This window comes from Geodermatophilus sp. SYSU D01180 (genome assembly GCF_054050415.1).
Genome location: NZ_JBJGZH010000019.1, coordinates 41,702 through 66,229, shown reverse-complemented (window position 1 = coordinate 66,229; position 24,528 = coordinate 41,702). Strand labels below are relative to the sequence as shown.

22 protein-coding genes are annotated in these 24,528 nt (G+C 74.7%); 7 read left to right on the top strand and 15 right to left on the bottom strand.

Annotated features, from left to right (window positions below):
- Positions 1-218 precede the first annotated feature (218 nt).
- A complete protein-coding gene (locus tag ACI8AA_RS17050; protein ID WP_457045582.1) occupies positions 219-1,076 on the bottom strand; it encodes an alpha/beta fold hydrolase in 858 nt (285 codons plus the stop codon).
- Positions 1,077-1,145: 69 nt separating this feature from the next.
- Here ACI8AA_RS17050 and ACI8AA_RS17045 point away from each other — a divergent pair, with 69 nt between their 5' ends.
- Both ACI8AA_RS17045 and ACI8AA_RS17040 read left to right on the top strand, forming a co-directional pair.
- Positions 1,146-2,849 carry a helicase gene (locus ACI8AA_RS17045; protein WP_457045581.1) on the top strand — a complete coding sequence of 568 codons (1,704 nt, stop codon included), beginning with the start codon at positions 1,146-1,148 and terminating at the stop codon, positions 2,847-2,849.
- A 281-nt stretch (positions 2,850-3,130) separates the two neighbouring features.
- Positions 3,131-3,505, top strand: a complete 375-nt coding sequence (locus tag ACI8AA_RS17040; protein ID WP_457045580.1) for a hypothetical protein — start codon at positions 3,131-3,133, stop codon at positions 3,503-3,505.
- A 229-nt stretch (positions 3,506-3,734) separates the two neighbouring features.
- On the opposite strand, the gene ACI8AA_RS17035 is transcribed toward ACI8AA_RS17040, so the two are convergent.
- Complete coding sequence (locus tag ACI8AA_RS17035) at positions 3,735-4,166, bottom strand: DUF6220 domain-containing protein (protein ID WP_457045579.1); 432 nt, start codon at positions 4,164-4,166, stop codon at positions 3,735-3,737.
- Between the two features lie 93 nt (positions 4,167-4,259).
- On the opposite strand from ACI8AA_RS17035, the gene ACI8AA_RS17030 reads away from it, so the two are divergent.
- Both ACI8AA_RS17030 and ACI8AA_RS17025 read left to right on the top strand, forming a co-directional pair.
- A complete protein-coding gene (locus tag ACI8AA_RS17030) occupies positions 4,260-5,612 on the top strand; it encodes a DNA polymerase IV (RefSeq protein WP_457045578.1) in 1,353 nt (450 codons plus the stop codon).
- Entirely contained in the window at positions 5,609-6,196 is a 588-nt protein-coding gene (locus tag ACI8AA_RS17025; RefSeq protein ID WP_457045577.1) for a class I SAM-dependent methyltransferase, read from the top strand. The genes ACI8AA_RS17030 and ACI8AA_RS17025 overlap by 4 nt, the downstream gene beginning before the upstream one ends.
- Here the strand turns inward: ACI8AA_RS17025 and ACI8AA_RS17020 are convergent.
- The gene (locus ACI8AA_RS17020; RefSeq protein ID WP_457045576.1) at positions 6,189-6,452 is read right to left on the bottom strand and encodes a hypothetical protein; all 264 of its coding nucleotides are present in this window, start codon (positions 6,450-6,452) and stop codon (positions 6,189-6,191) included. The two genes, ACI8AA_RS17025 and ACI8AA_RS17020, sit on opposite strands and share 8 nt — an antisense overlap.
- A 353-nt stretch (positions 6,453-6,805) precedes the next feature.
- Positions 6,806-7,981: a PucR family transcriptional regulator gene (locus ACI8AA_RS17015; protein WP_457045575.1), complete on the bottom strand. Its 1,176-nt coding sequence runs from the start codon at positions 7,979-7,981 to the stop codon at positions 6,806-6,808.
- 103 nt (positions 7,982-8,084) lie between these two features.
- Between ACI8AA_RS17015 and ACI8AA_RS17010 the strand changes: the two genes are divergently transcribed.
- Positions 8,085-9,185: a ferredoxin reductase gene (locus tag ACI8AA_RS17010; protein ID WP_457045574.1), complete on the top strand. Its 1,101-nt coding sequence runs from the start codon at positions 8,085-8,087 to the stop codon at positions 9,183-9,185.
- Positions 9,186-9,213: 28 nt separating this feature from the next.
- Complete coding sequence (locus ACI8AA_RS17005) at positions 9,214-10,425, top strand: fatty acid desaturase family protein (RefSeq protein ID WP_457045573.1); 1,212 nt, start codon at positions 9,214-9,216, stop codon at positions 10,423-10,425.
- Between the two features lie 129 nt (positions 10,426-10,554).
- On the opposite strand, the gene ACI8AA_RS17000 is transcribed toward ACI8AA_RS17005, so the two are convergent.
- From ACI8AA_RS17000 to ACI8AA_RS16960, 9 genes are all read right to left on the bottom strand, one after another.
- Positions 10,555-11,010 carry a (2Fe-2S)-binding protein gene (locus tag ACI8AA_RS17000; protein ID WP_456927691.1) on the bottom strand — a complete coding sequence of 152 codons (456 nt, stop codon included), beginning with the start codon at positions 11,008-11,010 and terminating at the stop codon, positions 10,555-10,557.
- Between the two features lie 10 nt (positions 11,011-11,020).
- A complete protein-coding gene (locus tag ACI8AA_RS16995) occupies positions 11,021-12,436 on the bottom strand; it encodes a molybdopterin cofactor-binding domain-containing protein (protein WP_457045605.1) in 1,416 nt (471 codons plus the stop codon).
- A gap of 125 nt (positions 12,437-12,561) precedes the next feature.
- The gene (locus tag ACI8AA_RS16990) at positions 12,562-13,263 is read right to left on the bottom strand and encodes a molybdopterin cofactor-binding domain-containing protein (protein ID WP_457045572.1); all 702 of its coding nucleotides are present in this window, start codon (positions 13,261-13,263) and stop codon (positions 12,562-12,564) included.
- A 293-nt stretch (positions 13,264-13,556) separates the two neighbouring features.
- The gene (gene dnaB, locus ACI8AA_RS16985; RefSeq protein ID WP_457045571.1) at positions 13,557-16,130 is read right to left on the bottom strand and encodes a replicative DNA helicase; all 2,574 of its coding nucleotides are present in this window, start codon (positions 16,128-16,130) and stop codon (positions 13,557-13,559) included.
- A 620-nt stretch (positions 16,131-16,750) separates the two neighbouring features.
- Positions 16,751-17,197: a 50S ribosomal protein L9 gene (gene rplI / locus ACI8AA_RS16980; RefSeq protein WP_457045570.1), complete on the bottom strand. Its 447-nt coding sequence runs from the start codon at positions 17,195-17,197 to the stop codon at positions 16,751-16,753.
- An 11-nt stretch (positions 17,198-17,208) separates the two neighbouring features.
- Positions 17,209-17,445: a 30S ribosomal protein S18 gene (gene rpsR, locus ACI8AA_RS16975; protein ID WP_073422051.1), complete on the bottom strand. Its 237-nt coding sequence runs from the start codon at positions 17,443-17,445 to the stop codon at positions 17,209-17,211.
- Positions 17,446-17,545: 100 nt separating this feature from the next.
- Complete coding sequence (locus ACI8AA_RS16970; protein ID WP_387988607.1) at positions 17,546-18,031, bottom strand: single-stranded DNA-binding protein; 486 nt, start codon at positions 18,029-18,031, stop codon at positions 17,546-17,548.
- A gap of 2 nt (positions 18,032-18,033) precedes the next feature.
- Positions 18,034-18,321 (bottom strand): 30S ribosomal protein S6, encoded by a 288-nt coding sequence (gene rpsF, locus ACI8AA_RS16965; protein WP_387988608.1) that lies wholly within the window; start codon positions 18,319-18,321, stop codon positions 18,034-18,036.
- A 146-nt stretch (positions 18,322-18,467) separates the two neighbouring features.
- On the bottom strand, positions 18,468-19,550 hold the full coding sequence (locus tag ACI8AA_RS16960) for a hypothetical protein (RefSeq protein WP_457045569.1): 1,083 nt from the start codon (positions 19,548-19,550) through the stop codon (positions 18,468-18,470).
- Positions 19,551-19,691: 141 nt separating this feature from the next.
- On the opposite strand from ACI8AA_RS16960, the gene ACI8AA_RS16955 reads away from it, so the two are divergent.
- Positions 19,692-20,507, top strand: a complete 816-nt coding sequence (locus tag ACI8AA_RS16955; RefSeq protein ID WP_457045568.1) for a deoxyribonuclease IV — start codon at positions 19,692-19,694, stop codon at positions 20,505-20,507.
- On the opposite strand, the gene ACI8AA_RS16950 is transcribed toward ACI8AA_RS16955, so the two are convergent.
- Positions 20,504-21,907, bottom strand: coding sequence for a glycosyltransferase family 87 protein (locus ACI8AA_RS16950; protein WP_457045567.1), 1,404 nt, complete (start codon positions 21,905-21,907; stop codon positions 20,504-20,506). The genes ACI8AA_RS16955 and ACI8AA_RS16950 overlap by 4 nt on opposite strands.
- 129 nt (positions 21,908-22,036) lie before the next feature.
- On the bottom strand, positions 22,037-24,472 hold the full coding sequence (locus tag ACI8AA_RS16945) for a transglycosylase domain-containing protein (protein WP_457045566.1): 2,436 nt from the start codon (positions 24,470-24,472) through the stop codon (positions 22,037-22,039).
- Positions 24,473-24,528 lie beyond the last annotated feature (56 nt).

Sequence of the window (24,528 nt, the reverse complement as noted above, 5' to 3'; positions counted from 1 at the left end):
CCAGTTCTACGACCAACTCGCCGTCCGTGCCTCTCCCGTTCAGTTGCCCGGCAAGGGCGGCCTCCAGAAGGACCTCTCGAAGCGCGGTTGCCGCGGCCAGGTGCCGCTCGGTCGGTACGCGCGCACGCTGCTCAACCGTCAGCGTCACCGTGTCCCCGTGTCAGCCATGACGGGAGAAACGATAGGTCGTCCAGCTACGGAACGGAGTCAGGCACTACTCATCCGGCGTTGGACTCGACGGCGGCGAGGAAACGGCGCAGCGTCTCGACGAAGACCTCGGGCTGCTCGGAGTGCACCCAGTGGCCGGCGTTCTTCACCTTGACCAGCCGCGTGCGCGGGAACAGCTGCTCCATGCGCGCGCGGTCCTTGGGCAGCACGTAGTGGCTGTTGGCGCCGGCGACCCAGAGCACCGGGCCGTCGAAGGTGGCGCCGGGTGGGGGATCGGGGAAGCCGCGCAGCTCGCCGAGGTCGCGCTCGAGGGTCTCCAGGTTCAGCCGCCACCGCCAGCGGCCCGACCCCACGCCCTCGCGGACCAGGCTCTGCAGCAGGAACGACCGCACCATCGTGCTGGGCACCGCCTCGCGCAGCGCCCGGTCGGCGTCCTCGCGGGTGCGCAGCGCGCCGAGGTCCACCGCCCGCATCGCGGCGATGAACGCGCCGAACGGGGAGGCCTCCTCGTCGGGGTCGTCGGTGCGGCCGCCGGACACCGGGTACTCGACCGGCGCGATGTCGACGACGACCAGCGCCCGCAGCAGCTCTGACCGGCGCAGCGCCAGCTGCATCGCCACCTTGCCGCCCATCGAGTGCCCGACCAGCGTCACCGGCTCGCCGAAGGACTCCAGCTCCGCGGCGACCAGCCCGGCCATGTCCACGTAGTCGACCCGGTCGGTCCACGGCGAGTGCCCGTGGTTGGGCAGGTCGAGCAGCGTCACCCGGTGGCGGTCGGCCAGCCCCTTCGCCGCCGTCGTCCAGTTCTTGCCCTGGCCGAACAGCCCGTGCACGAACACCACCCGCGGGCCGGACTCCCCGACGGTGCGCGCCGCCAGCCGCTCGTCGGAGGGCGCGTCGGTGGTCACCCGGCGATTCCACCAGATCCGCGGGCGACGGCGACCTACCGTGCCGGGGACGACGGGGGAGGTCCCAGCATGCCCGGACGGCGTCGCGCCGCCACGACCACCAAGCGCCGGACCACGAAGCGGCGGACGGCGGTCCGCCGGCCGCCGGTGCCCGACCTGCCCACCGCCGGCCCCGGCGAGCGGGTGTGGGTGCTCGCCGTCCCGTTCCGCGCCCCGGCCCCGGGCGCCGTCTGGCACGCCGGGCTGCAGGCGCACGTGTGGGTCGGCGCGCAGCTGCCGCCGGCGCTGGCGCCCTACGACCCGCCGCCCCACACCTTCGAGCGCTTCCTCGAGGACGAGCTCAACGAGACGCCGCGGCCGCTGCCCGAGGCCCGGCAGCTGGTGCCGCGCGACGAGCAGTGCACCGGCGCGGAAGCCGTCGTCGCCTCCGCCGCGGCCGGGCACCGGGTGTTCCTGCTCGGCGACGACCCCGGCGTCGGCAAGACCGGCACCGCGGTGATGGCCGCCCGGGAGATCTGCGAGCTGCGCGGCGGTGAGCGGGTGCTCGTCGTCGCCGACCGCCCGGCCGCCATCACCATCCCGCACTGGACCCGCTCGATCGCCGGCTTCGGCGACGGCGGCCTGCGCTGGTGCGTCACCACCTGGGACCGGCTGGCGAAGGTCGCCAAGCTGCCGTTCGACGTCGTGATCGCCGACGAGGCGCACATGGTCCGCCACACGACGACGCAGCGCTGGAAGCACTGGAAGGCGGTCTCCGGCCACGCGCGCGCCAAGGAGGCGCCCTTCGTCATCGCGGCCACCGCCACCCCGGCGCACACCCCGATGGAGCTGCCCTACCTGGTGCCGCAGTTCGCCCAGGTGCACGGGGAGCCGCTGCGCGCCTGGGCGGACCTGCCCGCGAAGCTCGCCGGGCACGGGTTCCACGTGGAACGCAGCCGCTACGGCTGGGCGTGGACCGAGGACGCCGACGCCCGCCGCACCGACCTCGCCCGGCTGCAGGGCTGGCTTGCCGACGCCGACCCGCCGGCCACGCTGCACCGCCCGGCGCCGTGGGGCCCGGTGTCGGTGACCGGGACGCCGGTGGCCCTGACCCCCGCCGAGCGGGCCGCCTACGAGTCGGAGTGGCATGAGTTCCGCGCGGAGATGCAGCTCGCCCGCCGGTCCCGGCAGAGCGCCCGCGGCCGCGCCGCGCTGCTGCGGTTCCGGCAGAAGGCGGGGCTGATCCGCGCGCAGGCGACCGTCGACTGGGTACGCGCCCAGGTGGAGGCCGAGCGGCAGGTCGCGGTGTCGGTGGAGTTCGTGGAGACCGCGGCCGACCCGATCCGCGAGGCGCTGCTCGACGCCGGCATCGCCGTCGCCTCGATCTACGGGCGCGACCGGTTCGACGTCGAGGCCGAGCGGCTGCGCTTCCAGACCGGCGAGGCCCCGGTGTGCGTGTTCACCGTGACCGCCTCGATCAGCCTGCACGCCGGCGAGCTGCTGCCCGGCGGCACGACCGCCTCGCCCACGCCGCGGGTGGGGCTGTTCCACCAGCCGCGCTTCTCCGGCATCCAGGCGCGCCAGGTCACCGGCCGCACCCACCGCGACGGGCAGGTCTCGCCGTGGCGGGTGGCCTACGCGGAGGGGACGGTCGAGGAGCAGGTGGCCCGGGTGATGGTCGAGCGGCTGGCGGTCAGCGGGTCGACGGCGGGCGCGGACACCTCCGCCCTGCAGGAGATCGCCGAGCTGCTCGACGCCGACTGGCTGCCGCCGGCCGCGCTCACGGAGGGCTGAGCGGCACGATCGGAGCATGGCCTGCGGCGCGGCCCTGGTGTCCGACCTGGCGGCCGTCGTCTCTGCGGTCGGTGCCCGCGAGCGGACCCTGGTCGCCGTCGACGGGCCGGACGCGGCCGGGAGGACCACGCCGGCCGCCCGCGTCGCGGCACGCCTGGAGGTGCCGGTGGTGCGCGCCTCCGCCGACGGCTTCGCCCACCCGGCGGACGTGCGCCGGCGGCGCGGACGGGACACCTGGTGGTCACCCGGGACAACGCCTCCGGCCCCTAGCCTGCCCGTCCGTGATCCCGGTCGCCGCCGTCGGAACCGCCCTGCTCGCCGCCCTCGCCGTCTTCCAGCTCGCGCTGGCCGGCGGCGCGCCGCTGGGGCGGTTCGCGTGGGGCGGGCAGCACGTCGTCCTGCCGCCCCGCCTGCGGGTGGGCAGCGTGCTGTCGATCGGGGTCTACGCCGTGGTGGCGCTTCTGGTGCTGCAGGCGGCCGGGGCCGTCGACCTGCTGCCCGGCGGGCTCGTCGAGGCCGGCATGTGGGTCCTGACCGGGTACTTCGCGCTGGGCGTGGTCCTCAACGCGATCTCCCGCAGCCGGCCCGAGCGGCTGGTCATGACGCCGGTCGCCCTCGCGCTGACCGTCGTGTGCCTGGTGCTGGCGCTGGCCTGAGCCGGCGCATCCGGCGGGCCCCCGCCGCGGGAGGGGAGGCGGAGGGAGGACCGATGGCACAGGTGCGGGACGTCCCCGGCGGCCTCGCCGCGGACACGACGACGCGCGACCCGGGCGCCCTCCGGCGCCGCTGGGCCGATCCCGGGACGGGGGCGAGTGGGACCGCGGGCCGCGGTCCCGCCCGCTGCCAGGCCCCACCGTCGAGGCGGTCGCCGGCGCCTGAGCGGCGCTACGCCCCCGGCCCCGCGTGCAGCCGGCGGACCGCCGACGCGTGCAGGAAGCCGGTGATCCCGAGGATCGCCAGCCCGTCCAGGGCGTGCAGGCCGCCCCAGAAGGCACCCTCGCCGGCCAGCGCCTTGAGCAGGCTCTGGCCGAAGACCACGAGCAGCAGCAGCACGACGCCGAGGACGACGTCCCGGGTGCCCACCCGGGCCACCACCCCCAGCACGAGGGCCACGAGGGCCAGCGCGGGGATCACGTAGTAGCCGTTGGTCACGTGGGCGTCGAAGCCCCCGCCGAAGGCGCCCAGCCCGGCGAGGAAGAACTGCACGACGACGGCGAGCAGCAGCAGTGCCAGCGCCACCCGGTAGGCGACCAGCGCGCCGTGCCGCGGTCCGCCGGCCCGTGCCCGCGTCGTCGTCGGGGTCCCGTGAGCGGTCATCGGTCGGCCTCCTGTCGGGTGCCTGCCGGCCAGGATCCGGCCGCGCCGGACCGGCGTCCAGGGCCTGTCGTCCCGGCGTAGGACCATGGGGGCGTGCGGCGGGAGGCGAGCGTCCTGCACCTGGACCTGGACGCGTTCTTCGCCGCCGTCGAGCAGCGCGACAAGCCCTCGCTGCGCGGCCGGCCGGTGGTCGTCGGCGGCACCGGCGGCCGCGGCGTGGTCGCGACGGCGTCCTACGAGGCCCGCGCGTACGGGGCCCGCTCCGCGATGTCGACGGCGGAGGCGCGGCGCCGCTGCCCGCCGGGGACGGCGTTCCTCGGTGGCCGGTTCGGTGCCTACCGGCGGACCTCCGACGTCGTCATGGAGCTGCTGCGGGAGCTGTCGCCGCTGGTCGAGCCGGTGTCGATCGACGAGGCCTACGTCGACCTCGCCGCCGGTCCCGGGCACGACCTGTCCGTCGCGGGCGTCACCGCGCTGGCCCGCGGGCTCAAGGCGCGCATCGCCGAGGCCACCGGCGGGGTGACCGGCTCGGTGGGGATCGGCAGCTCCAAGCTCATGGCCAAGATCGGCTCCGACCTGGACAAGCCCGACGGCCTCGTCGTCGTCGCGCCCGGCACGGAGCTGGACGTCCTGCACCCGCTGCCGGTGACCCGGCTCGGCGGCGTGGGCCCGGCGACGGCGGAGCGGCTGCGGCAGGTCGGCGTCGCGACGGTGGCGCAGCTGGCCGCCAAGTCGCTGCCCGACCTCGTCGCGCTGGCCGGGAAGGCGCACGGCGGCGGGCTGTACCAGCTGGCGCGGGCCGAGGACGACCGGCCGGTGGTGGCCGAGCGCGAGGCCAAGTCGGTGTCGCACGAGGAGACCTTCGAGCGGGACCTCACCGACCTCGCGGAGCTCAACCGGCTGATCGACTCGATGGCCACCCGGGTGGGCGCGCGGCTGCGGTCCTCGGCGCTGTCGGGGCGGACGGTGACGCTCAAGCTGCGCCGCTACGACTTCACCACGCTCACCCGCTCGCAGACGCTGCCGCAGCCCACCGACGACGCCCGCCAGGTGGCCTCGATCGCCCGGCGGCTGCTCGTCGAGGCCGGCACCGGCGGGGGCCTGCGGCTGCTCGGCGTCGGCGTCTCGGGGCTGTCGCAGTACGCGCAGGGCGACCTGTTCGCCGACGACGACGCCGACGCGCCCGACGAGTCGGAGGCGGACGCCGTCCTCGCGCAGGCCGCCCGGACCGCCGGACCGGCCGACCGGCGGTGGTGGCCGGGGCAGGACGTCGTGCACGACGAGCTGGGCGCGGGCTGGGTGTGGGGCCGCGGGCTGGGCCGGGTGACGGTGCGCTTCGAGGGGCCGCGGACCCCGCCCGGCCCGGTGCGGACCCTCGCCGCGGACGACCCGGCGCTGCACCCGGGCGACCCACCGGACTGGCGGCCCCCGACGATGGAGCCGTGAGCGAGAACCTCTGGGTGCGGATGACCGAGGCCGACCCCGGTCACTCGGCGGCCTACGTCAAGCGGTTCAAGGACCTGGCCGCGGGCGGGATGGACATCGTCGGCGAGGCGCGGCTGGTCGACGCGATGCTGCCCCGCCGGTCGCGGGTGCTCGACGCCGGCTGCGGCCCGGGCCGGGTCGGCGGCCACCTCGCCGCGGCCGGGCACGACGTCGTCGGGGTCGACGTCGACCCGGTGCTGGTCGCCGCCGCGCGGGAGGACCACCCGGGCGCGCGCTGGCTGGTCGGCGACCTGGCCGCCCTCGACCTGCCCGACCGGTTCGACGCGATCGTGTGCGCCGGCAACGTGGTGACGTTCCTGGCGCCGTCCACGCGGGTCGAGGTGCTGCGGCGCTTCCGCTCCCACCTCGCCGACGGCGGCCGGGCGGTGGTCGGCTTCGGCGCCGGGCGGGACTACGCCTTCGACGCGTTCCTCGCCGACGCCCGCGCCGCCGGGCTGGAGCCGGACCTGCTCCTGTCGAGCTGGCACCTGCACCCGTTCACCGCGGCGTCGGACTTCCTGGTCGCCGTCCTCCGGGTCAGCTGACCTCGGCGAGCCACCCGACCACCCCCAGGCCGGCGTCGAGGTGGACGACGAGCGTCGTGCCGTCGGCGCCGCGCAGGTGCGCCTCGAACAGGCCCGCCTCGCTGACCTCGAGCCACTCGATGGTCGCCCCGGGCGCCTCGGCGAGGGCGGCGGCGGCCACCTCGACGGCGACGTCGGCGGTCAGCTCCGGCGGCAGCGGGCGGCGCGGGGTCCGCACCCAGGCGTGCCGGCCGACGGTCTCGGTGCTGCGGTACACGGGAGCCTCCTCGGGTCCGTCGCGGCGCCGGGGGTGTGCCGCGACGGGTCCGAGCCTCGGCCGCCCGCCTGGGAGCACCCTGGGGACGACGTGCCAGTTCCCCGGGACGCTGTCGCGGCAGTCCGCGCGGCGATCACCGGGCTCACGTGGCGACACACGGACCGAGGACGGCGTGTCGCCACCGCGACGCGGTGATCGCGGGAGAGGGGCAGCGACCGGGCGCCCTCGAGGCAGGCCCGGCGCGACGCCGTCGATCCGGCAGCGTGCCGGCCCGTCCGCGCCGCGATCATGGCGTCGTGACCATCGCCGGACGGCGTGTCGCGGTGAGGACGCCATGATCGCGGGGGAGCGGCTCAGCGGCAGCCGAGGGCGAGGGTGAGCTCGAGGACGGTCTGCGGGTCGTCGAGGTGCCTGCCGAACAGCTCGCGCAGCTGCCCCATCCGGTAGCGCACCGTCTGCGGGTGGACGAACAGCTCCGCGGCCACCTGCTCGCGCCGGCCGTGGTGCAGCAGCCACGAGCGCAGCGTCTCCAGCAGCTTCTCCCGCGGGCCGGGGCCGAGGCCGTCGAGCGGGGCGAGCACCTGCGCGCGCAGGTCGGCCAGCGCCTCGCCGTCGGCGCGCAGGACCAGGTCGGCCAGCCGCTGCTCGGTGTCCACCGGCGCCGCGCCATCGGGGGACAGGCCCAGCTGCAGCGCCCGCAGCGCCCGCGAGTACGACGACCGCGCCTCCTGCCACGACCGCGCCGGCCCGACGACGGCGTCACGGCCGGTGAGCACCCGGAGCAGCGCGGCGCGGGCGAACCCCTCGGCGTCGGGCACCAGCAGGACCGCCCGCTCGGTGGAGGGCTCCGCGCCGGGCAGGTCCTCGCCGGCCTGCAGCGTGCGTGCGTCGAGCACCGCCGTCGCGTCGCGGGCGCCGGCCTCGGGCAGCAGGACGGCGGTGAGCGTGCGCGGCGGCGTCCAGTCCGCCCGCTCGGCCGCGGCGATCAACTCGTACGGGGGCGCGCCGGTGACCAGCAGCTCGGTCAGCCGCTCCAGGTGCCGCCGCCGCACCCGGCCGCTGGCGGCGAGCTGGTCGGCGTGCCCGGAGGCGCTCGCCGCCGAGAGCTGGTCGATGTAGGCGAACACCAGCTCGGCGAAGCGGGCCAGCGCCCCGGCGGGCATGCCGGCGGCCACCGCCGTCTCGCTCAGGTGCCGCCAGGCCACCCGGGCGCCGACCCGGTAGGCCGACAGCAGCGCGTCCATCGACCGGCCGGTGCGCGCCTCCCCGCGCCCGAGCGCGTAGGCGCCCTCGATCGCGGGGTCCACCGGCCGGCTGGCGTCCGCGCCGCCGGTCGCGAGCTCCAGGAAGCCGCCGAGGGCGAGCTGGACGGCGTTCTCGATCTTGCGGCCCATCGGCCCGCGGAAGGCCTCGGCGTAGCTGGGCACCTCGACGACGATCGCCGCGACCGTCCGCTCGGCCACCGACGGCAGCTCGGTGCGCATCGCCGCGGCGACCCCGAGCGAGAAGGTCTCCTGCGCAGGGACCACGTGACCTCCCCGTGACCGGCTTTGTACCCGACGAACAGTATCCGGCGGAACGTTCACGTCCAGAGCACAGGTAGTTGCACGATCCGCAGGGAACAGTGAGGGAATGACCGCGACCGCTCCGCGCCCTTCCCCGGCCCGGCCGGCCCTCAAGGCGCTGCGCGACCGCGTCCTGCGCGTCGCCGAACTCGTCACCACCCCGCTGCTGCCCGCCGACTACCTCGACCTGATCGACCCGCTGCGCGCCGGCGCCGACCTGCGCGGACGGATCGAGGCGGTCGTGCCCGAGACCCGCGACGCCGCCACCGTGGTCATCCGGCCCGGCGCCGACTGGCAGCCGCACCGGCCCGGCCAGTACGTGCGCATCGGCATCGACGTCGACGGCGTCCGGATGTGGCGGGCCTACTCGATCACCTCCGACCTCGGCCGCACCGACGGCTGCTTCACCGTCACCGTCAAGGCGATCCCCGGCGGCAAGGTCAGCAACCACCTGGTCCGCCGCGCGGAGCCCGGCACCATCGTGCAGCTCGACCAGGCCACCGGGGACTTCTGCCTGCCCGCGCAGCTGCCGGCCAAGGCGCTGTTCGTCACCGCCGGCTCCGGCATCACCCCGGTGATGGGCATCCTGCGCAACCACCCCGAACTCACCGACGTCGTCCTGGTGCACTCCGCACCCACGCCCGACGACGTCGTCTTCGGCGCCGAGCTGCGGCGGCTGGCCGCCGACGGGCGGATCCGGCTGGTCGAGCAGCACACCGACACCGCCGGGCTGCTCGACGCCGCGGCGGTCGCCGCCCTCGTCCCCGACCTCGCCGAGCGCGACACCTGGGCGTGCGGCCCGGTCGGCATGCTCGAGGCGCTGGAGGAGCACTGGGCCGCGGCGGGACTCACCGAGCGGCTCTACACCGAGCGGTTCCGCCCGAAGGTGCTGGTCACCGGCGAGGGCGGCACGGTCACCTTCACGAAGAAGGGCACCTCGCTCGAGGCCGACGGCGCCACCCCGATCCTCGATGCCGCCGAGGAGGCCGGCGTCCTCATGCCCAGCGGCTGCCGCATGGGCATCTGCTACGGCTGCGTGCTCCCGCTGCCAGAGGGCGCCGTCCGCGACCTGCGCACCGGCGAGGTGACCACCGCCGCCCCCGGCGACGGCGTCCTCGTCCAGACCTGCATCAGCGCCGCCGCCGGCGCCTGCGACATCGACCACTGACCCGCTCGAGACCCGAGGAGAGCACCGCATGACCGCTCTGCAGAAGAAGGACGTCAACCCGATCGACCACCTCACCCCCGAGGACGTCGAGCTCATCGGCAAGGAGCTCGACGAGATCCGCCAGGGCGTGATGGACAGCCGCGGCGAGTCCGACGCGCGCTACATCCGCAAGGTCATCGACGTGCACCGCAAGATCGAGCTGGGCAGCCGCGCCGTCCTGCTCGCCTCCGGCTTCCCGCCCGCGTGGATCGCCGGGACGATCGGCCTGTCGATCGCCAAGATCCTCGAGAACATGGAGATCGGGCACAACATCCTCCACGGGCAGTGGGACTGGATGCGCGACCCGAAGATCCACTCCACGACGTGGGAGTGGGACATGGCCAGCCCGGCCGAGCAGTGGAAGCACTCGCACAACGAGCTGCACCACACGTACACGAACGTGATCGGCAAGGACAACGACCTCGGCTACGGCATCATGCGCGTCGACGAGGACCAGCCCTGGACGCCGATGTACCTCGGCCAGCCGCTGTGGAGCTTCGTCAACGCCTGCTTCTTCGAGTACGGCATCGCCGCCTACGACCTCGAGCTCGGCGCCGTCATCGCCAAGAAGCAGACCGGCGACCCGGAGTTCCGCCGGCGCGCCAAGCAGGTGCTGGTCAAGATCGGCCGGCAGGTGCGCAAGGACTACGTCATCCACCCGCTGCTGTCGGGCCCGAACTTCCTGGCCACCCTGGCCGCGAACTTCACCGCCAACATCGTGCGGAACCTGTGGTCGAACTCGGTCATCCTCTGCGGGCACTTCCCCGAGGGCGTCGAGACCTTCGAGAAGAAGTCGATCGACGGCGAGACCCGAGGCGAGTGGTACCTGCGCCAGATGCTCGGCTCGGCCAACATCTCCGGCTCGAAGGCGATGCACATCCTGACCGGGAACCTGTCCCACCAGATCGAGCACCACCTGTTCCCGGACCTGCCGAGCAACCGGTACGCCGAGATCGCCCCGAAGATCCGCGACCTGTTCCAGCGCTACGGGCTGAACTACCACACCGCGCCGCTGCCGAAGCAGGTCGGCTCGGCCTGGCACAAGATCATCCGGCTGTCGCTGCCGAACGGCTGGCTGGCGAACACCACCGCCCGCAACCTGCCCTCGCAGCTGGCCAAGCTCTGGAAGATGACCACCGGGGAGCCCAAGGTCCGCCGCAAGCTCATCCGCGAGCAGGCCGCCATGGCCGCCGCTGCCTGACGGCACACGCAGAGGGGCCCGGGACGGATCGCCGTCCCGGGCCCCTCGTGTCCCAGCGGCCGGTCGGGGTCACAGCGCCGACCGGCGGGTCAGCACCAGCAGGAGCGGGTGCGTGGGGCCGCGGCGCCGTCACATGCGGGCGGCCGCGGCCTTGATCGCCTCGCGGATGCGGACGTACGTGCCGCACCGGCAGACGTTCTGGATCTCGTCGATCTCCTCGTCGGTGGGGTCCGAGGTCCGGCGCAGCAGCGCGACCGCGGCCATGATCTGCCCGGGCTGGCAGTAGCCGCACTGCGCGACGTCCTGCTCGAGCCACGCCTCCTGGACCGGGTGCAGCCGGTCGCCGTCGGCCAGCCCCTCGATGGTCGTGACCTCGCGCCCCGCCACCTCCGCCGTCGGGGTGACGCACGGGCGGATCGCCTCGCCGTCGAGGTGGCTGGTGCAGGCCTTGCACACGTCGATGCCGCAGCCGTACTTGGGCCCGGTGACGCCGAGCTTGTCGCGCAGCGCCCAGAGCAGGGGCAGGTCGGCGGGGGCGTCGACGGTGACGGTCTCGCCGTTGAGCTGGAAGGTGTAGTTCGGCACGGGGCGCTCCTCAGCGGGGGAAGGGCTCGAAGTCGACCGGGAAGACGAGGGGGAACGACCGCGGCTTCGTCCCGGTCGCGCGGGCGTAGGCGTTGGCGACGGCGCCGACCGCGGCCGGGACGCCGAGCTCGCCGGCGCCGCCGGGCTCGTCGCTGCTGTCGATGACGAACACCCGGACGTCGGGCGGCGAGTCGGCCTGCCGGGTGTAGTGGAACTGGCTGTAGCTGCCCTCGAGCGGCAGCCCGTCGACGACGTGCAGGCCCGCGCGCAGCGTGGTGCCGATGGCGTCGGTGAGCCCACCGAGCATCTGCGCCTCGAGCCCGCGCGGGTTGACCGCCTTGCCGACGTCGACGGCGATCGTCGCCCGGGTGACCCGCGGGCGCTGGGGATCGTGCGCGTCGATCTCGACCAGGCAGGCGGTGCAGCCCTTGTACTCGGCGTGGAAGCCGAGGCCCTGGGCGCGGCCGCGCGGCAGCCGCCGGCCCCACCGCCCCTCCTGGACGACCTTGTCCAGGACGGCGCGGTAGCGGTCCTCCTTGAGGAAGTGGCGGCGGAACTCGGCCGGGTCGCGGCCGGTGGCGGCGGCCAGCTCGTCGACGACGACCTCCTCGGCCCCGCGGGTGTTGGCCGAGTACACCGACCGCCAGCTGCCGGTGTGCATCTGCAGCGGCACCTCGGCCAGCGTCTGCGTGGTGACGCCGAAGTGGTACGGCGAGTGCACGGTGGTGAGGAAGACCGTCTGCGCGAACGAGGCGTTCCCGCCCACCGGCAGGCTCGCGGCGACCGACGTCAGGATCTCGCCGAGGCCGTGCCCGAAGTCGGTCTCCACGCTGGCCACCCGGTGCTCGAAGCTGCGCACGTCCCCGGCGGCGTGCGTGGCACGGATGCGGTGGTGGCTGGCGGCGCGGGCGCGGCCGTGGCGCATGTCGTCGATGCGCGACCACAGCAGCTTGACCGGCCGGCCGGTGACCTTCGAGACCCGCGCGGCCTCCAGGGCGGCGTCGGAGAACAGGCGCCGGCCGAACGACCCGCCGCCCTGGACGACGTGCACGGTCACCCGGGACACCGGCAGGCCGAGCTCGGCGGCGATCGTCTCCTGCGCGACGATCGGCGACTTCAGCGGCGACCAGATCTCGGCGCGGTCCGCGGTCACGTGCGCGATGGCGCAGTTGGGCTCCAGCGGCGCGTGGCTGACGAAGGCGAAGTCGAACTCCGCGTCCACCGTCCGCACCAGCAGGCCGGGCGCCGGCGGCGGCGGCGTGGCCGCGCGCAGCTTCCGCCGGATCGACTCGTCGTCCTCGCCGTCGACCGTGCCCGGCCCCCAGGTGGCCCGCACGGCCGCGACGGCGTCGGGGGCCTGGCCGAAGGTCTCGGCGAGGACGGCGACCCCGGTGGGCACCACGGCGACGTCGACGACGCCCGGCATGGCCCGGACCTGCGCCTCGTTGTCCAGGGACCGGACGGTGCCGTTGATCGTCGGCGGGCGGCGCAGCATGGTCGGCAGCGCGCCGGGGACGACGTCGAGGTCGAGGGTGTAGCGCTGCCGGCCGGTCACCATCGCGCGGGCGTCCGTGCGGCTGGTGGGCGTGCCGACGACCCGCTGCGCGGAGGCGGGCTTGGGCGCGGCCGGCGCGACGGCGAGCGTGCGGTCGGCCGCGGCGGCGGACAGCTCGCCGTAGGTGGCGGTCCGCCCGCCGGGGCCGCTGACCACGCCGTCGGTGACGGTGAGCGCGCCCGGGGTGGTGCCCCAGCGGAGGGCCGCAGCGGCCAGCGCCGGGCGCGGGCCACGGCGGCCGCCCGCCGGACCGGGCCGTAGACGCTGCGCATGGTGTTGGAGCCGCCGGTGAGCTGGTTGAACACCAGCTCGGGGCGGGCGTCGGCGAGCGTGACGTCGACGCGGTCCAGCGGCACGTCGAGCTCGTCGGCCAGCAGCATGGCGACGGCGGTGGTGATGCCCTGGCCGACCTCGGCGCGGGGGAGGGCCAGCCCGACCCGGCCCTGCTCGTCGACGGTGACGACGATGAGGTCCTCGGTGGACTTCCCGGCGAGGATCAGCACGTCGCCGAGGTCGAGGAGCTCGGCCGGCGCGGGCAGCGAGGGCAGCGCCTGCGCGGTCGCCGGGCCCGTCACGTCGGCGACGACCTGCGCGGCTACGGCGAGCGTCGGCGCGGCGACGAGGTAGGTGAGGAAGCGGCGGCGGCTGTGCGTGGCCGCGGGCTCGTCGGTGCGGGGGTGCTCGGGCAGGGTCGTCACGCGTTGGCCTCTCGACGGTGAGCGCTCGGTCGAGGACACGGCCGGACTCGGCGGTGCTCGGCCCGGACCAACGAGCGGGCGCGACCGGGGTCACGACGTTGCAGTGCAACGGTGTGTCGTTGCAACGTCGCGCTCGGTGATCCACGTGGAACACCGCGGACGTACGGAGGGCCCGGGACCACGACGGTCCCGGGCCCTCCTGCGCCTCGGCGCGGCCGGTCGGTCGGCCGTGTCTCGGTTGGCCGGTCTCAGTTGGCCGTGTCTCAGTTGGCCGTGTCTCAGTTGGCCGTGTCTCAGTTCGCCATGTCGACGAAGCGGCTGTAGTGGCCCTGGAAGGCGACGGTGACGTTGGCCGTCGGGCCGTTGCGGTGCTTGACCAGCATGATGTCGGCCTCGCCGGCCCGCGGGCTCTCCTTCTCGTACATGTCCTCGCGGTGGATCATCATGACCATGTCGGCGTCCTGCTCGATCGAGCCGGACTCGCGGAGGTCCGACAGCATCGGCTTCTTGTCCTGACGCTGCTCCGAGCCGCGGTTGAGCTGCGACATCGCGATCACCGGGACCTCGAGCTCCTTGGCCAGCAGCTTCAGCGCCCGGGAGAACTCCGAGACCTCCTGCTGGCGGCTCTCGACGCGCTTGCCCGACGTCATGAGCTGGAGGTAGTCGATGACCACGAGCTTGAGGTCGTTGCGCTGCTTGAGCCGCCGCGCCTTGGCCCGGATCTCCATCATCGTCATGTTCGGCGAGTCGTCGATGTAGAGCGGGGCGTCGGCCACCTCGCCCATCCGGCGGGCCAGCTTCGACCAGTCCTCGTCGGACAGCGTGCCGGCGCGCATGTGGTGCAGCGGCACCTTCGCCTCGGCCGACAGCAGACGCATGGTGATCTCGTGCTTGCTCATCTCGAGCGAGAAGATGACGGCCGGCATGTGGTGCTTGACCGTGGCCGACCGCGCGATGTCCAGCCCCAGGGTCGAGTTGTGCGTGGGGATCAGGCTGCGGCCGGCGAGGAACAGGGAGTCGGCGGCGTCGACCTGGATGCACCGCACCGGCACGCTCTCGATCGGCCGGACGTCGGTGATGAAACGGACGCCACGGGCCGTGAACGTCCGCCGGCCGCGCTCCTTGTGCAGCAGCTTCTTCCGCTCGAGCCGGAACACCTCGTCGTCGGTGCTGAAGGTCAGCGTGTAGCAGGTCGAGGACGCCTCGCTCCGGCCGTGCACCCGCTTGGTGCTCATCCGCACCCGGTGCCCGAGGCTCGCGATGAGCTCGCGGGCATCCTCGGCGAGCCGGCGGTTGGTGACGGCGAACTGGACCGCACCGCCCACGGTGACCGTGCCGTCCGTGTCGAGCAGCCCGGCCAGCAACGCCCGCCGCTGGGCCACCGCCGCCCGCAGGTAGGCCGTCGGGATGTGCTTGTCGCCCAGCACGCCCAGCCCGCGGAGGAGGGCCTTGACGGTGCCGTGGTCGTCCCGGCAGTCCTGGCACCGGACCAACCCGCTGGACGGGCCGCCGCAATCGGGGCAGGCGGCCTGGAGGCCCACGCCACCGCTGGCCCGCAAGGCGCCGCCACAGGTCTTGCCGCAGGTCTGCACCTGGGAGGTCTTCGGCACGAAGGGCTCGCCGCACATGGGGCACGGCCGCGCGGCCGGTGCGGGGCGGGCCGGTAGCTCGAGTGCGTACCGCCGGTCGGCCGCGGTGGGGACGACGTCCAGGCCCTCGGCCTCGATGTAGGCGGCGATCTCCGGGTCGTTGCTGGTGTACTGCGCCGCCGCGGAGGTGCCGTCGCCGAGCCACACGCCGAGCGCGTAAGGGGGCACCGGCAGGTCCGCCTCCGGGAGGTCGAGCGGAGCGGCGTTGACCACAGCGTGGTTGAGCCGGCGGTCGGCGGTCGCGCACCGCACCGAGCGGGCCAGCTCCTCCGTCGTCCGGACGCGAGCCTCACCGCGCTCCCCGAGCCGGCGGGCGGCGCGGTCGGTGGTGAGCCACTGGTGCTGGGCGTCGGCGACGATCACCGACCCGTCGGAGAAGTGCACCTCGTAGCAGAGCCGGTCGGTCATGACGTCGGTCGCGGCCACGACGGTCGTGGGGCGGCCGTCTGCCCCGAGGACCCGGTCACCGACCCGGACCGCACCCATGGTGGTCCAGCCGTCCGGAGTGGCGATGGGGGTGTCCAGCGCCAGCGCCTTGCCCACACCGGGGCGGGCGGCGATGACGACCATCTGGCCCGCCTGCAGGCCGTTGGTCAGCTCGTCGAGGTCGCGGATGCCGGTGGGCACGCCGCGGGCGGTGCCGCCGCGGGAGGCGATGGCGTCGAGCTCGTCCATCGTGGGCTGCAGGACGTCCTCGAGGCGCGAGTAGTCCTCGCTCATCCGCTTCTCGGTGACCTCGTAGATCTCCTGCTGCGCGCGGTCGACGATGTCGTCGACGTCGCCGCGCCCGCCGGCCGCGCCGTAGCCCAGCTGCACCACGCGGGTGCCGGCCTCGACCAGGCGGCGCAGGGTGGCCTGCTCGGCCACGATCTGGGCGTAGTAGCCCGCGTTGGCCGCCGTCGGCGTGGAGGCGATGAGCGTGTGCAGGTAGACCGCGCCGCCCATCTTCGACAGCTGGTCGGTGCGGTTGAGCTCCGCGGCGACGGTAATCGCGTCGGCCGGCTCACCCCGACCGTACAGGTCGAGGATGCAGTCGTAGATCACCTGGTGCGCCGGCCGGTAGAAGTCGTTGCCGGTCAACTGCTCCACGACGTCGGCGATGGCGTCCTTGCTCATCAGCATGCCGCCCAGCACCGACTGCTCGGCCGCGACGTCCTGCGGCGGCTGCCGGTCGTACTCCGGCGCCGTCGCCTGCGGCCGGCTGAAGTCGTCGGCCACCGCCACCTGGGTACCTCCCTCTCTCGTGGCACGCGCGCGCGTACAGACCCCGGCCGCCCGGCCGGGGCCCGGTGGGGGAAGCACCAGGACGCCTCGCGTGCCTCTCGAACACGCGTTCGAGGACATCACTACCCGGAGCCACCGACAGTTCGCGGAGGTCCGGCGCAGGAGACGACGTTAGGAAGCGGGGACGGACCCGTCCAACACCCGTGTGGGCCGCGTTCTGCACAACTTGTGGACAAGTCGGTGGACAGCCGGAGTCGACATGTGGAGACAGGGGGGACACCGACCCGTCGTGCCGCGGTCCCGCGGGCGTCACCTGCGTCCCGGCCGCCCACCGGCTGTGGACACGAGAAAGTCGGCGCGCCGGGGGCTCCGGGCGTGTCGTGTCGTCCCGCCCGGCGCAGCCGTCACAGGCACCCACAGGGACCGGGAGCCCGGCCGCGCCGCCGCCGTCCGGGGCTCGGGGGACCGGGAGGGCGGCCACGGCCCCCGAGACGCCGCGAGGGGCGCCGGACGGGTGTCCGACGCCCCTCGCGGGCTGGTGAGGTGGTGGAACGGCCGCCCTTCAGGGGCCCGCGCCGAACGGAGTGAGGCGTGGGGGGAAGGGTGGTCCTTCGTCAGCCGGCGACGACCTCGATGGGGAGGGTCGTCGTGACCTCCGGGTGCACCCGCACGGTGACGGCGTGCTTGCCGGTGGTCTTGATGCTGCTCGGCAGCTCGATGCGGCGGCGGTCCAGCTCCGGGCCACCGGCGGCCGTGACGGCCGCGGCGACGTCGGCGGTGGTGACGCGGCCGAACAGGCGGCCGCCGTCGCCGGCGCGGGCGGGCACCCGGACGGTCAGGCCGGAGAGGCGGCCGGCCACGGCCTGGGCCTCCTCGAGCGACCGCACCTCGCGGGCGGCACGCGCCCGGCGCAGCGACTCGACCTGCTTCTCGGCACCGCGGGTGGCGACGATGGCCAGGCCGCGGGGCAGGAGGTAGTTGCGGCCGTAGCCGCCCTTGACCTCGACGGTGTCACCGGAGGACCCGAGACCGGTGACCTCCTGCGTCAGGATCAGCTTCATCGTGCTCATGGTCAGCGCGCCGTCGAGGTGTAGGGCAGCAGGGCCATCTCACGGCTGTTCTTGACGGCCGTGGCGACGTCCCGCTGGTGCTGGCTGCAGTTGCCGCTCACGCGGCGGGCACGGATCTTGCCGCGGTCGGAGATGAACTTCCGCAGCAGCGTCGTGTCCTTGTAGTCGATGTAGGTCGCCTTGTCCTTGCAGAACTGGCAGACCTTCTTCTTGGGCTTGCGCACGGGGGGCTTGGGCACTGGGTTCTCCAGGTACGACTAGTGGTGAGGAGATGGGAACGGCCCTCTCGCAGGGGCCCGCGCCGCGCGGAGCGTGGCGTGGGGGGCGAGGGGTCCTTTCTCAGAAGGGAGGCTCGTCGGACGGGCCGGCGGGCGTCGACCACGGGTCGCTCGCGCCGCCGCCGAAACCGCCGCCACCGCCACCGCCGCCGAAACCGCCACCGCCGCCGCCACCCTCACCGCGGGAGGCGCGGGTGACCTTCGCGGTGGCGTAGCGCAGCGAGGGGCCGATCTCGTCGACCTCGAGCTCGACGACGGTGCGCTTCTCGCCCTCCTTCGTCTCGAACGAGCGCTGCTTGAGGCGCCCCGAGACGATGACCCGCGAGCCGCGGGTGAGGGACTCGGCCACGTTCTCGGCCGCCTGCCGCCAGACGTTGCAGCGGAGGAACAGCGCCTCGCCGTCCTTCCACTCCTGCGACTGCCGGTCGAAGGTGCGCGGCGTCGAGGCGACCGTGAAGTTGGCGACCGCGGCCCCCGACGGCGTGAACCGCAGCTCCGGGTCGGAGGTCAGGTTGCCGATGACGGTGATGACGGTCTCGCCGGCCATGGTCAGTGGACCTCGGGCCGGAGCAGCTTGGTCCGCAGGACCGACTCGTTCAGGTTGAGCTGACGGTCGAGCTCGGCGACCGCGGCGGGCTCGGCCTGGATGTCGACGACCGCGTAGATGCCCTCGACGTGCTTCTTGATCTCGTAGGCCAGGCGGCGCCGGCCCCAGATCTCGGTCTTGACGGTGCCACCGGAGTTGGTGACGACGGTCAGGAACCGGTCGAGGGAGGGAGCGATCGTGCGCTCCTCCAGGTCGGGGTCGAGGATGACCATCAGTTCGTAGTGACGCACGGAGAACCCCACCTCCTCTGGTCTGGGCGGCTGCAGGACGTCTGCAGCAGGAGGGTCGTACACGCGTCGCGCGCCCTGCCTGCCTCGGACGGCACACGGGACGCGCCCCCCGAGGGTACCAGCGCACGCGCCGGCGCCCACCGGGGTCAGCGGGCGCGGACCGCCCGGGAGGTGCGGACCAGCGCGGCGGTGCAGCCGGCCAGCGCGACGACGGCGACCAGCGCGGCCGGCGGCAGGGCCGGGCCGGGGGAGGCGCCGTCGGCGCTCACCGTGCTGCTCTCCTCGTCCAGCGCGCCGCCGTCGAGCCCGCCGAGCTCGCCGAAGACCGGCACCGCGGCGCCGTCGTAGCCGCCGGCGACCCCGCCGGAGCCGTCCACCCCGCCGCCGCCGGACGCGGTGCCGGACGGCGAGCCGCTCCCGGGCAGCCGCGACGGCCCGAAGGCCGCGGCCCCGCCGCCGGAGGGCGCCATCCGCGCCGCGCCGCCACCGAGGTCGTAGGCGTAGGCGTCCCCGTCGACCCCCCGGGCGGCCGCAGGGGCCCCCGGGGCGGCGGCCGGGGCCTGCGGCGCGGTCGGGTCGGTGGAGGCCGGCGCCGGGAGTGACGGCAGCGAGGGCAGCGGGACGTCGACGGTCGGCAGCTGCGGCAGGCCGACCGCCGGCAGGTTCGGCAGCGGCAGCAGCGTGTTGACGACGAACGGCGTCGGGACGCCGATCTGCACCGTCGTCTGCCGCCCGTCGTAGGTGACCGTCTGCGTCTGCGGCAGCGTGCTCAGCGCCCGGGTGGTGACGGTGTTCAGCACGCTCCCGACGAGCGAGGTGTTCGGGACGACGACCCGGTACGTGTAGGTGATCGTGCAGGTCAGGCAGGTGCTGTCGAAGCGCTCGGTGACGCTCGCGTCCTCCGGCAGCGGCCTCGGGCCCGAGGGCAGGCCGAGGGTGACGTCGGTGAGCACCTGCACGGTGACCAGCGAGGGCACCAGCCCGCCGCCGCCGACCTGCACCGTCTTCGGCTCGATCCGGTTGGTGAAGGTGACCGTGCCGCCGGGGTCGACCGAGACCAGCGGCGGGGTGAGGTCGCGGATGTCGACGGTGGCCGACGGTGCGGCGCTCGCGGCGGGCGGCAGCAGCACCGCGCCGCCCAGGACGGCGGCCACCACGAGCGCGAGCGCGGCCAGGAACCGTCGCGCGGCCCGCCGCACCGTGCCGGTGGTCGCCGACCCCGTCGTCATCCCCTGCGTCCCCTCCGCCTGCGTCCCCGTGGTCACGGCGCACGCCACGCCCGCGCGTGTCCGCCGTCACGTGTCCCAACGAGGACGTGACCTGTGCGATACGGGTGGGTCCCCACCGGGGTCGGAACTACTGTCGCCGGGGTGGCGGAGCACCCGATCGGCGTACACGTCGGCCCCGGCCTGACCGAGGACAACGAGCTGGACGCGGGCGGGCCGCTGGCCCGGGCCGCGGAGATGGACGCCGACGGCGTGCAGGTCTTCCTCGGCGACCCGCAGGGCTGGAAGGCGCCGCCGCCGCGCCCGGACGCCGACGACCTGCTCGCCTCCGACGTCGCCGTCTTCGTGCACGCGCCGTACGTGCTCAACGTGGCCTCGACCAACAACCGGATCCGCATCCCCAGCCGGAAGAACCTCGGGGTGCACGCGCGGGCCGCGGCGGCGATCGGCGCCCGCGGGATGGTCGTGCACGGCGGCCACGTGCTCGCCAAGGACGACCCCGCCGCCGGGTTCGACAACTGGCGCAAGACGTTCGCGCGGCAGGCCGACGACGGCGGCTTCCCGCTGCCGCTGCTCATCGAGAACACCGCCGGCGGCGAGAACGCGATGGCCCGCGAGCTCGGCGCGGTGGCCCGGCTGTGGGACGCCGTCGGGGAGTTCGGCGCGGGGTTCGTGCTCGACACCTGCCACGCCTGGGCCGCCGGCTGGGACCTCGCCACCGCCGTCGCCGACGTCCGCGCGGTCACCGGCCGGGTCGACCTCGTGCACCTCAACAACAGCCGCGACCCGCACGGCTCCGGCCGCGACCGGCACGCGCCGCTGACCGACGGGGAGATCCCGCTGGAGCTGCTGCTCGAGGTCGCGCGGGCCGCGGACTGCCCCGTCGTCCTGGAGACGCCCGGGGACGCCGCCGCGCACGCGGAGGAGGTCGCGCTCGTCCGCGCGGCGCTGCGCGGCTAGGCGGGCACCCGCCGGCGCAGGGTGAGCCGGTCGGGGGCGCCGTCCAGCGGGCCGCCGGCCGGGTCGTCGACGCCGGGCCAGCTGGTGCGGGCGACGTCGCCGTCGGGGTGCAGCACGTCGCGCACCACCAGGCCCATGAGCACGACGACGGCGAGGTCGCGCGCGGTCACGGCGAGGAAGAACCAGTCGACGCCGACGCCGCGGTCCTCGGTGCCGAGGTACCAGAGCATCCGCACCACCCACAGCACCGCCTCGGCGGCCTGCCAGAGCAGCAGCGAGCGCCAGCGCGGCCGGGCCAGGACCGCCAGCGGCAGCAGCCACAGCGAGTACTGCGGGCTCCACACCTTGGTGACCAGCAGGAACGCCGCGACCAGCAGGAAGGCGACCTGGGCCACGCGCGGCCGCACCGGGGCGCGCAGCACCAGCCAGCCCAGGCCGGCGAAGACCAGCAGCACGCAGCCCGCGACCACGGTGTTGAGCAGCACCGGCGGCGTCCCCTCGGGCAGCGGGCCGTCGAGGAACCGCCCGTCGGAGGCGGTGATGAGGACGTTCCAGATGCTGTCCGGGTCGGCCGGGCGGGCGGTGTTGAGCCGGAAGAACAGCGACCAGTTCTCCGGCGCGAGCAGCGCCACCGGCAGGTCGACGGCGAGCCAGGCGGCCGCGGCGGCGACGGCGGCGCGCAGCCACTCGCCCAGGCGCCCGGCCCGCAGGCACAGCAGGAACAGCGCCCCGAGCAGCAGCAGCGGGTAGAACTTCGCGGCGACGCCGAGGCCGATCAGCACGCCGGCGAGCACCGGCCGGTTGCGCGCCCACGCCCACAGCCCGCCGGTGGCCAGCGCGACGGCGAACAGGTCCCAGTTGGTGAACGCGTGCACGAACAGCAGCGGGGACAGCCCGACCATCGCGGCGTCCCACGGCCGGTGCCCGGCCAGCGCCAGCACCTCCCGGACGAGGAGGAACGCGCACAGCGTCAGGAGCAGGCAGGTCGCCACGTAGTAGGCCTGCACGGGCGGCACCTGCGGCAGCAGGCCGGCCGCCGTCGCGAGGTCGCCGTAGGCCCGGCCGAGCAGCGCGGCCAGCGCCGCGAAGGCGCCGGTGAGCACCGGGTACTCGACGGCCGAGTCGAGGTAGGGGACCGCGGCGGCGTCCAGGCCGTGCAGCGTGAACAGCGGGACGGTGTCGGAGTAGCAGAAGTGGGTGTACTGCACCGACCCGGCCCAGTTGCCGTCGGCGCAGGGCGCCTGCTTCAGCCACGCGCCCGCCAGCACCACGGTGGCGTACAGCAGGCAGATCCGCAGCGGCGTCCAGAACAGCGCCCGGCCGGTGACCGCGTGCCGCCCCCACGGCCCCCCCACCGCCTCACCCGCCTGCGCGGCGACCGGGTCCGACCAGGTGGGCACCACCCGGTCCGGACGCCCCGGGGACGCCGGTGCCGGGGCCGGGGACGCCGCGGGCCCGTCCGCCGGCTGGTCGGCCGGGGCGGACGGGCCCGTGGGGGAGGAGCTCACCCGGTCAGTCTGCCGGGCGGGTCAGCCGGTCAGCTGCGGCTGGGTGGCGGTGGTCGGTGCCGGCTGACCGGGTTGCGTCGGCGGGCCGGTCGGCTGGCCGCCCGCCGGGGGAGGGGTGACCGGCGACGACGGCGGCGTCGGCACCGTGGGCACCGTCGGGTCGTTCGGGTCCTCCTCGGACGTCCCGTCGCCCGGCGGGGTGGTCTCCGTCGGCGTGGCCGGGGTGGTCGGCGTCGCCTGCGTGGGCGGCGCGGACTGCGTCGTCGGGGCGGACTGCGTCGTCGGGGCCGCCTGGGTCTCCGGCGCCGGCACGCCCTCGCCGGTGTCCCCGCGGATGACCGGCCGGTTCGGCAGGTCCTCCTCCGGGGTGCCGGCGAGCACCGTGTTCATGAACTCCTGCCAGATGGCGCCCGGGAGGCCGGAGCCGTAGATGATCGCCTCGTCGCTGTTGCGGATCGGCAGGTAGCCGTCGGTGCCCATCCACACCGCCGTCGACAGCGAGGGCGTGTAGCCGACCATCCAGGCGTCGGAGTTGTCGTCGGCGTCGATGCCCTGGGTGCCGGTCTTGGACGCCACCTCGCGGCCGTCGTCGAGCGCCCGGCGCGAGTACTGGGCGACGCCCTCGAGCGCGAAGGTGGTGTCGTTCGCGACGTCCTCGCTCATGACCCGCTCACCGGCCGGGGCGCCGTTCTCCAGCAGGACGGTGCCCTCGCTGTCGGTGACCCGGCTGACGAAGAACGCGTCGTGCCGCACGCCGCCGCTGGCGAAGGTGGCGAAGCCGACGGCCTGGTCGATCGGGCGCATCTCGTACTCGCCGATGCCGATCGAGGAGCCGGTGACCCCGGAGTCGGGGGCGGCCAGCGTCGTCTTGTCGTCGAGCAGGGAGCCGGTGGCCGGCCAGGTCTCGGGCATGCCGGTCGCGGCCAGCGCCGTCTCGCGGACGTTCTCCGGGCCCACCTCGTAGGCCAGCCCGTAGAAGGTCGTGTTCAGCGAGCGGGTCATCGCCTCGACCAGGGTGCAGGCCGGGCACGAGGCGCCGCCGGAGTTGCGCACCGGGGCCTCGCGGTCGGGGAACTCCTGCGGCGAGCTGCCGTCCCGGCGCGAGGTGACGCTGATGCCCTGGTCGAGCGCGGTGGCCAGCACGTAGGGCTTCATCGACGAGCCGGGCTGGCGGCGGGCCTGCGCGTAGTCGACAGCGCCGTCACCGGCGCCGATGTCCCCGCCGTAGTAGGCGCGCACCCCGCCGGTCCGCGGGTCGACGGCGACCAGCGCCTGGCGCAGCGTCTCCCGCGGCTCGCCGTCCATGACCTCGTTCACCGCGGCGAGCGCGGCGTCCTGGGTGGCCTTGTCGACGGTCGTGGTGATCCGCAGGCCACCGGCCTGGATCTGCTCCTCGGTGTAGCCGCGCGCCTCCAGCTCGGAGATGGCCTGCGACACGACCAGGCCCTCGGGGCCGGTCGGGGTGCCCAGGGCCGAGGACTGCGGCCTGGGCAGCACCGGCGGGTAGACCGACGCGTCGCGGTCGGCCTGGGTGATCCAGCCCTCGTCGACCATCGCGTCGAGGACCAGGCCCCAGCGGTCCTGCGCGCCCTCCGGGTTGGACTCCGGGTCGTAGGAGCTGGGGCTGCGGATCTGGACGGCGAGCACCGCGCCCTGCTGCGGGGTCAGCTGGGCGGCCGGGACGCCGAAGAAGGTGTTGGCCGCCGCCTCGATGCCGTAGGCGCCGCGGCCGAAGTAGATGGTGTTGAGGTAGTTCTCGAGGATCTCGTCCTTCGAGTAGTTGTTGTCCAGCTTGATCGCCAGGAACAGCTCCTGGAACTTGCGGCTGAACGTCTGGTCGGAGTTCTGCAGGATGGCGTTCTTCACGTACTGCTGCGTGATGGTCGAGCCGCCCTGCGTGGAGCCGCCGGTGAGGTTGTTCCACGCCGCCCGGACGATGCCGGTGAAGGAGATGCCCGGGTCGGAGTAGAAGTTCCGGTTCTCCGCGGCGAGCACCGCGTTGCGCGCCGCCTCCGAGACCTGGTCGAGCGTGACGTCCCGCCGGTTGGTGTCGCCGAGGCGGGCCATCTCGGTGGTGCCGTCGGCGTAGTACACGACCGTCGTCTGCGACCGCTGCACCGAGCTCGGGTCGGGCACCTCGGTGGTGGCGTAGACGACGCCGACGAAGACGCCGAGCAGCACCAGCAGGCCGAGCAGGGTGCCCAGCGCCACCTTCAGCCGGCGGCGGCGCCGCTGCTTCTTCGTGCGCGCCTTCTTGCCGTTGGGCTTGCCGCCCGCGGGACGCGAGCCGGTGGGCCGGGAGCCGCCGGGACGCGAGCCGCCGGAGCCCCCTGACCGCGCGGCCGACGTGCGGCCGCGGCCGGCGCTTCCGGAGCCGCCGGTCGCACGGGCGGCCGGCGGGCGCCGCGGCGGGCCGCCGGACGGCCCGACCGGCGTGGTCTCGTCGTGGGGAGGCACCAGGCAGCCCCTCCTCGGGTGTCGGTGGGCGGATCGGGTCCGGCCCAGCGTGGCGT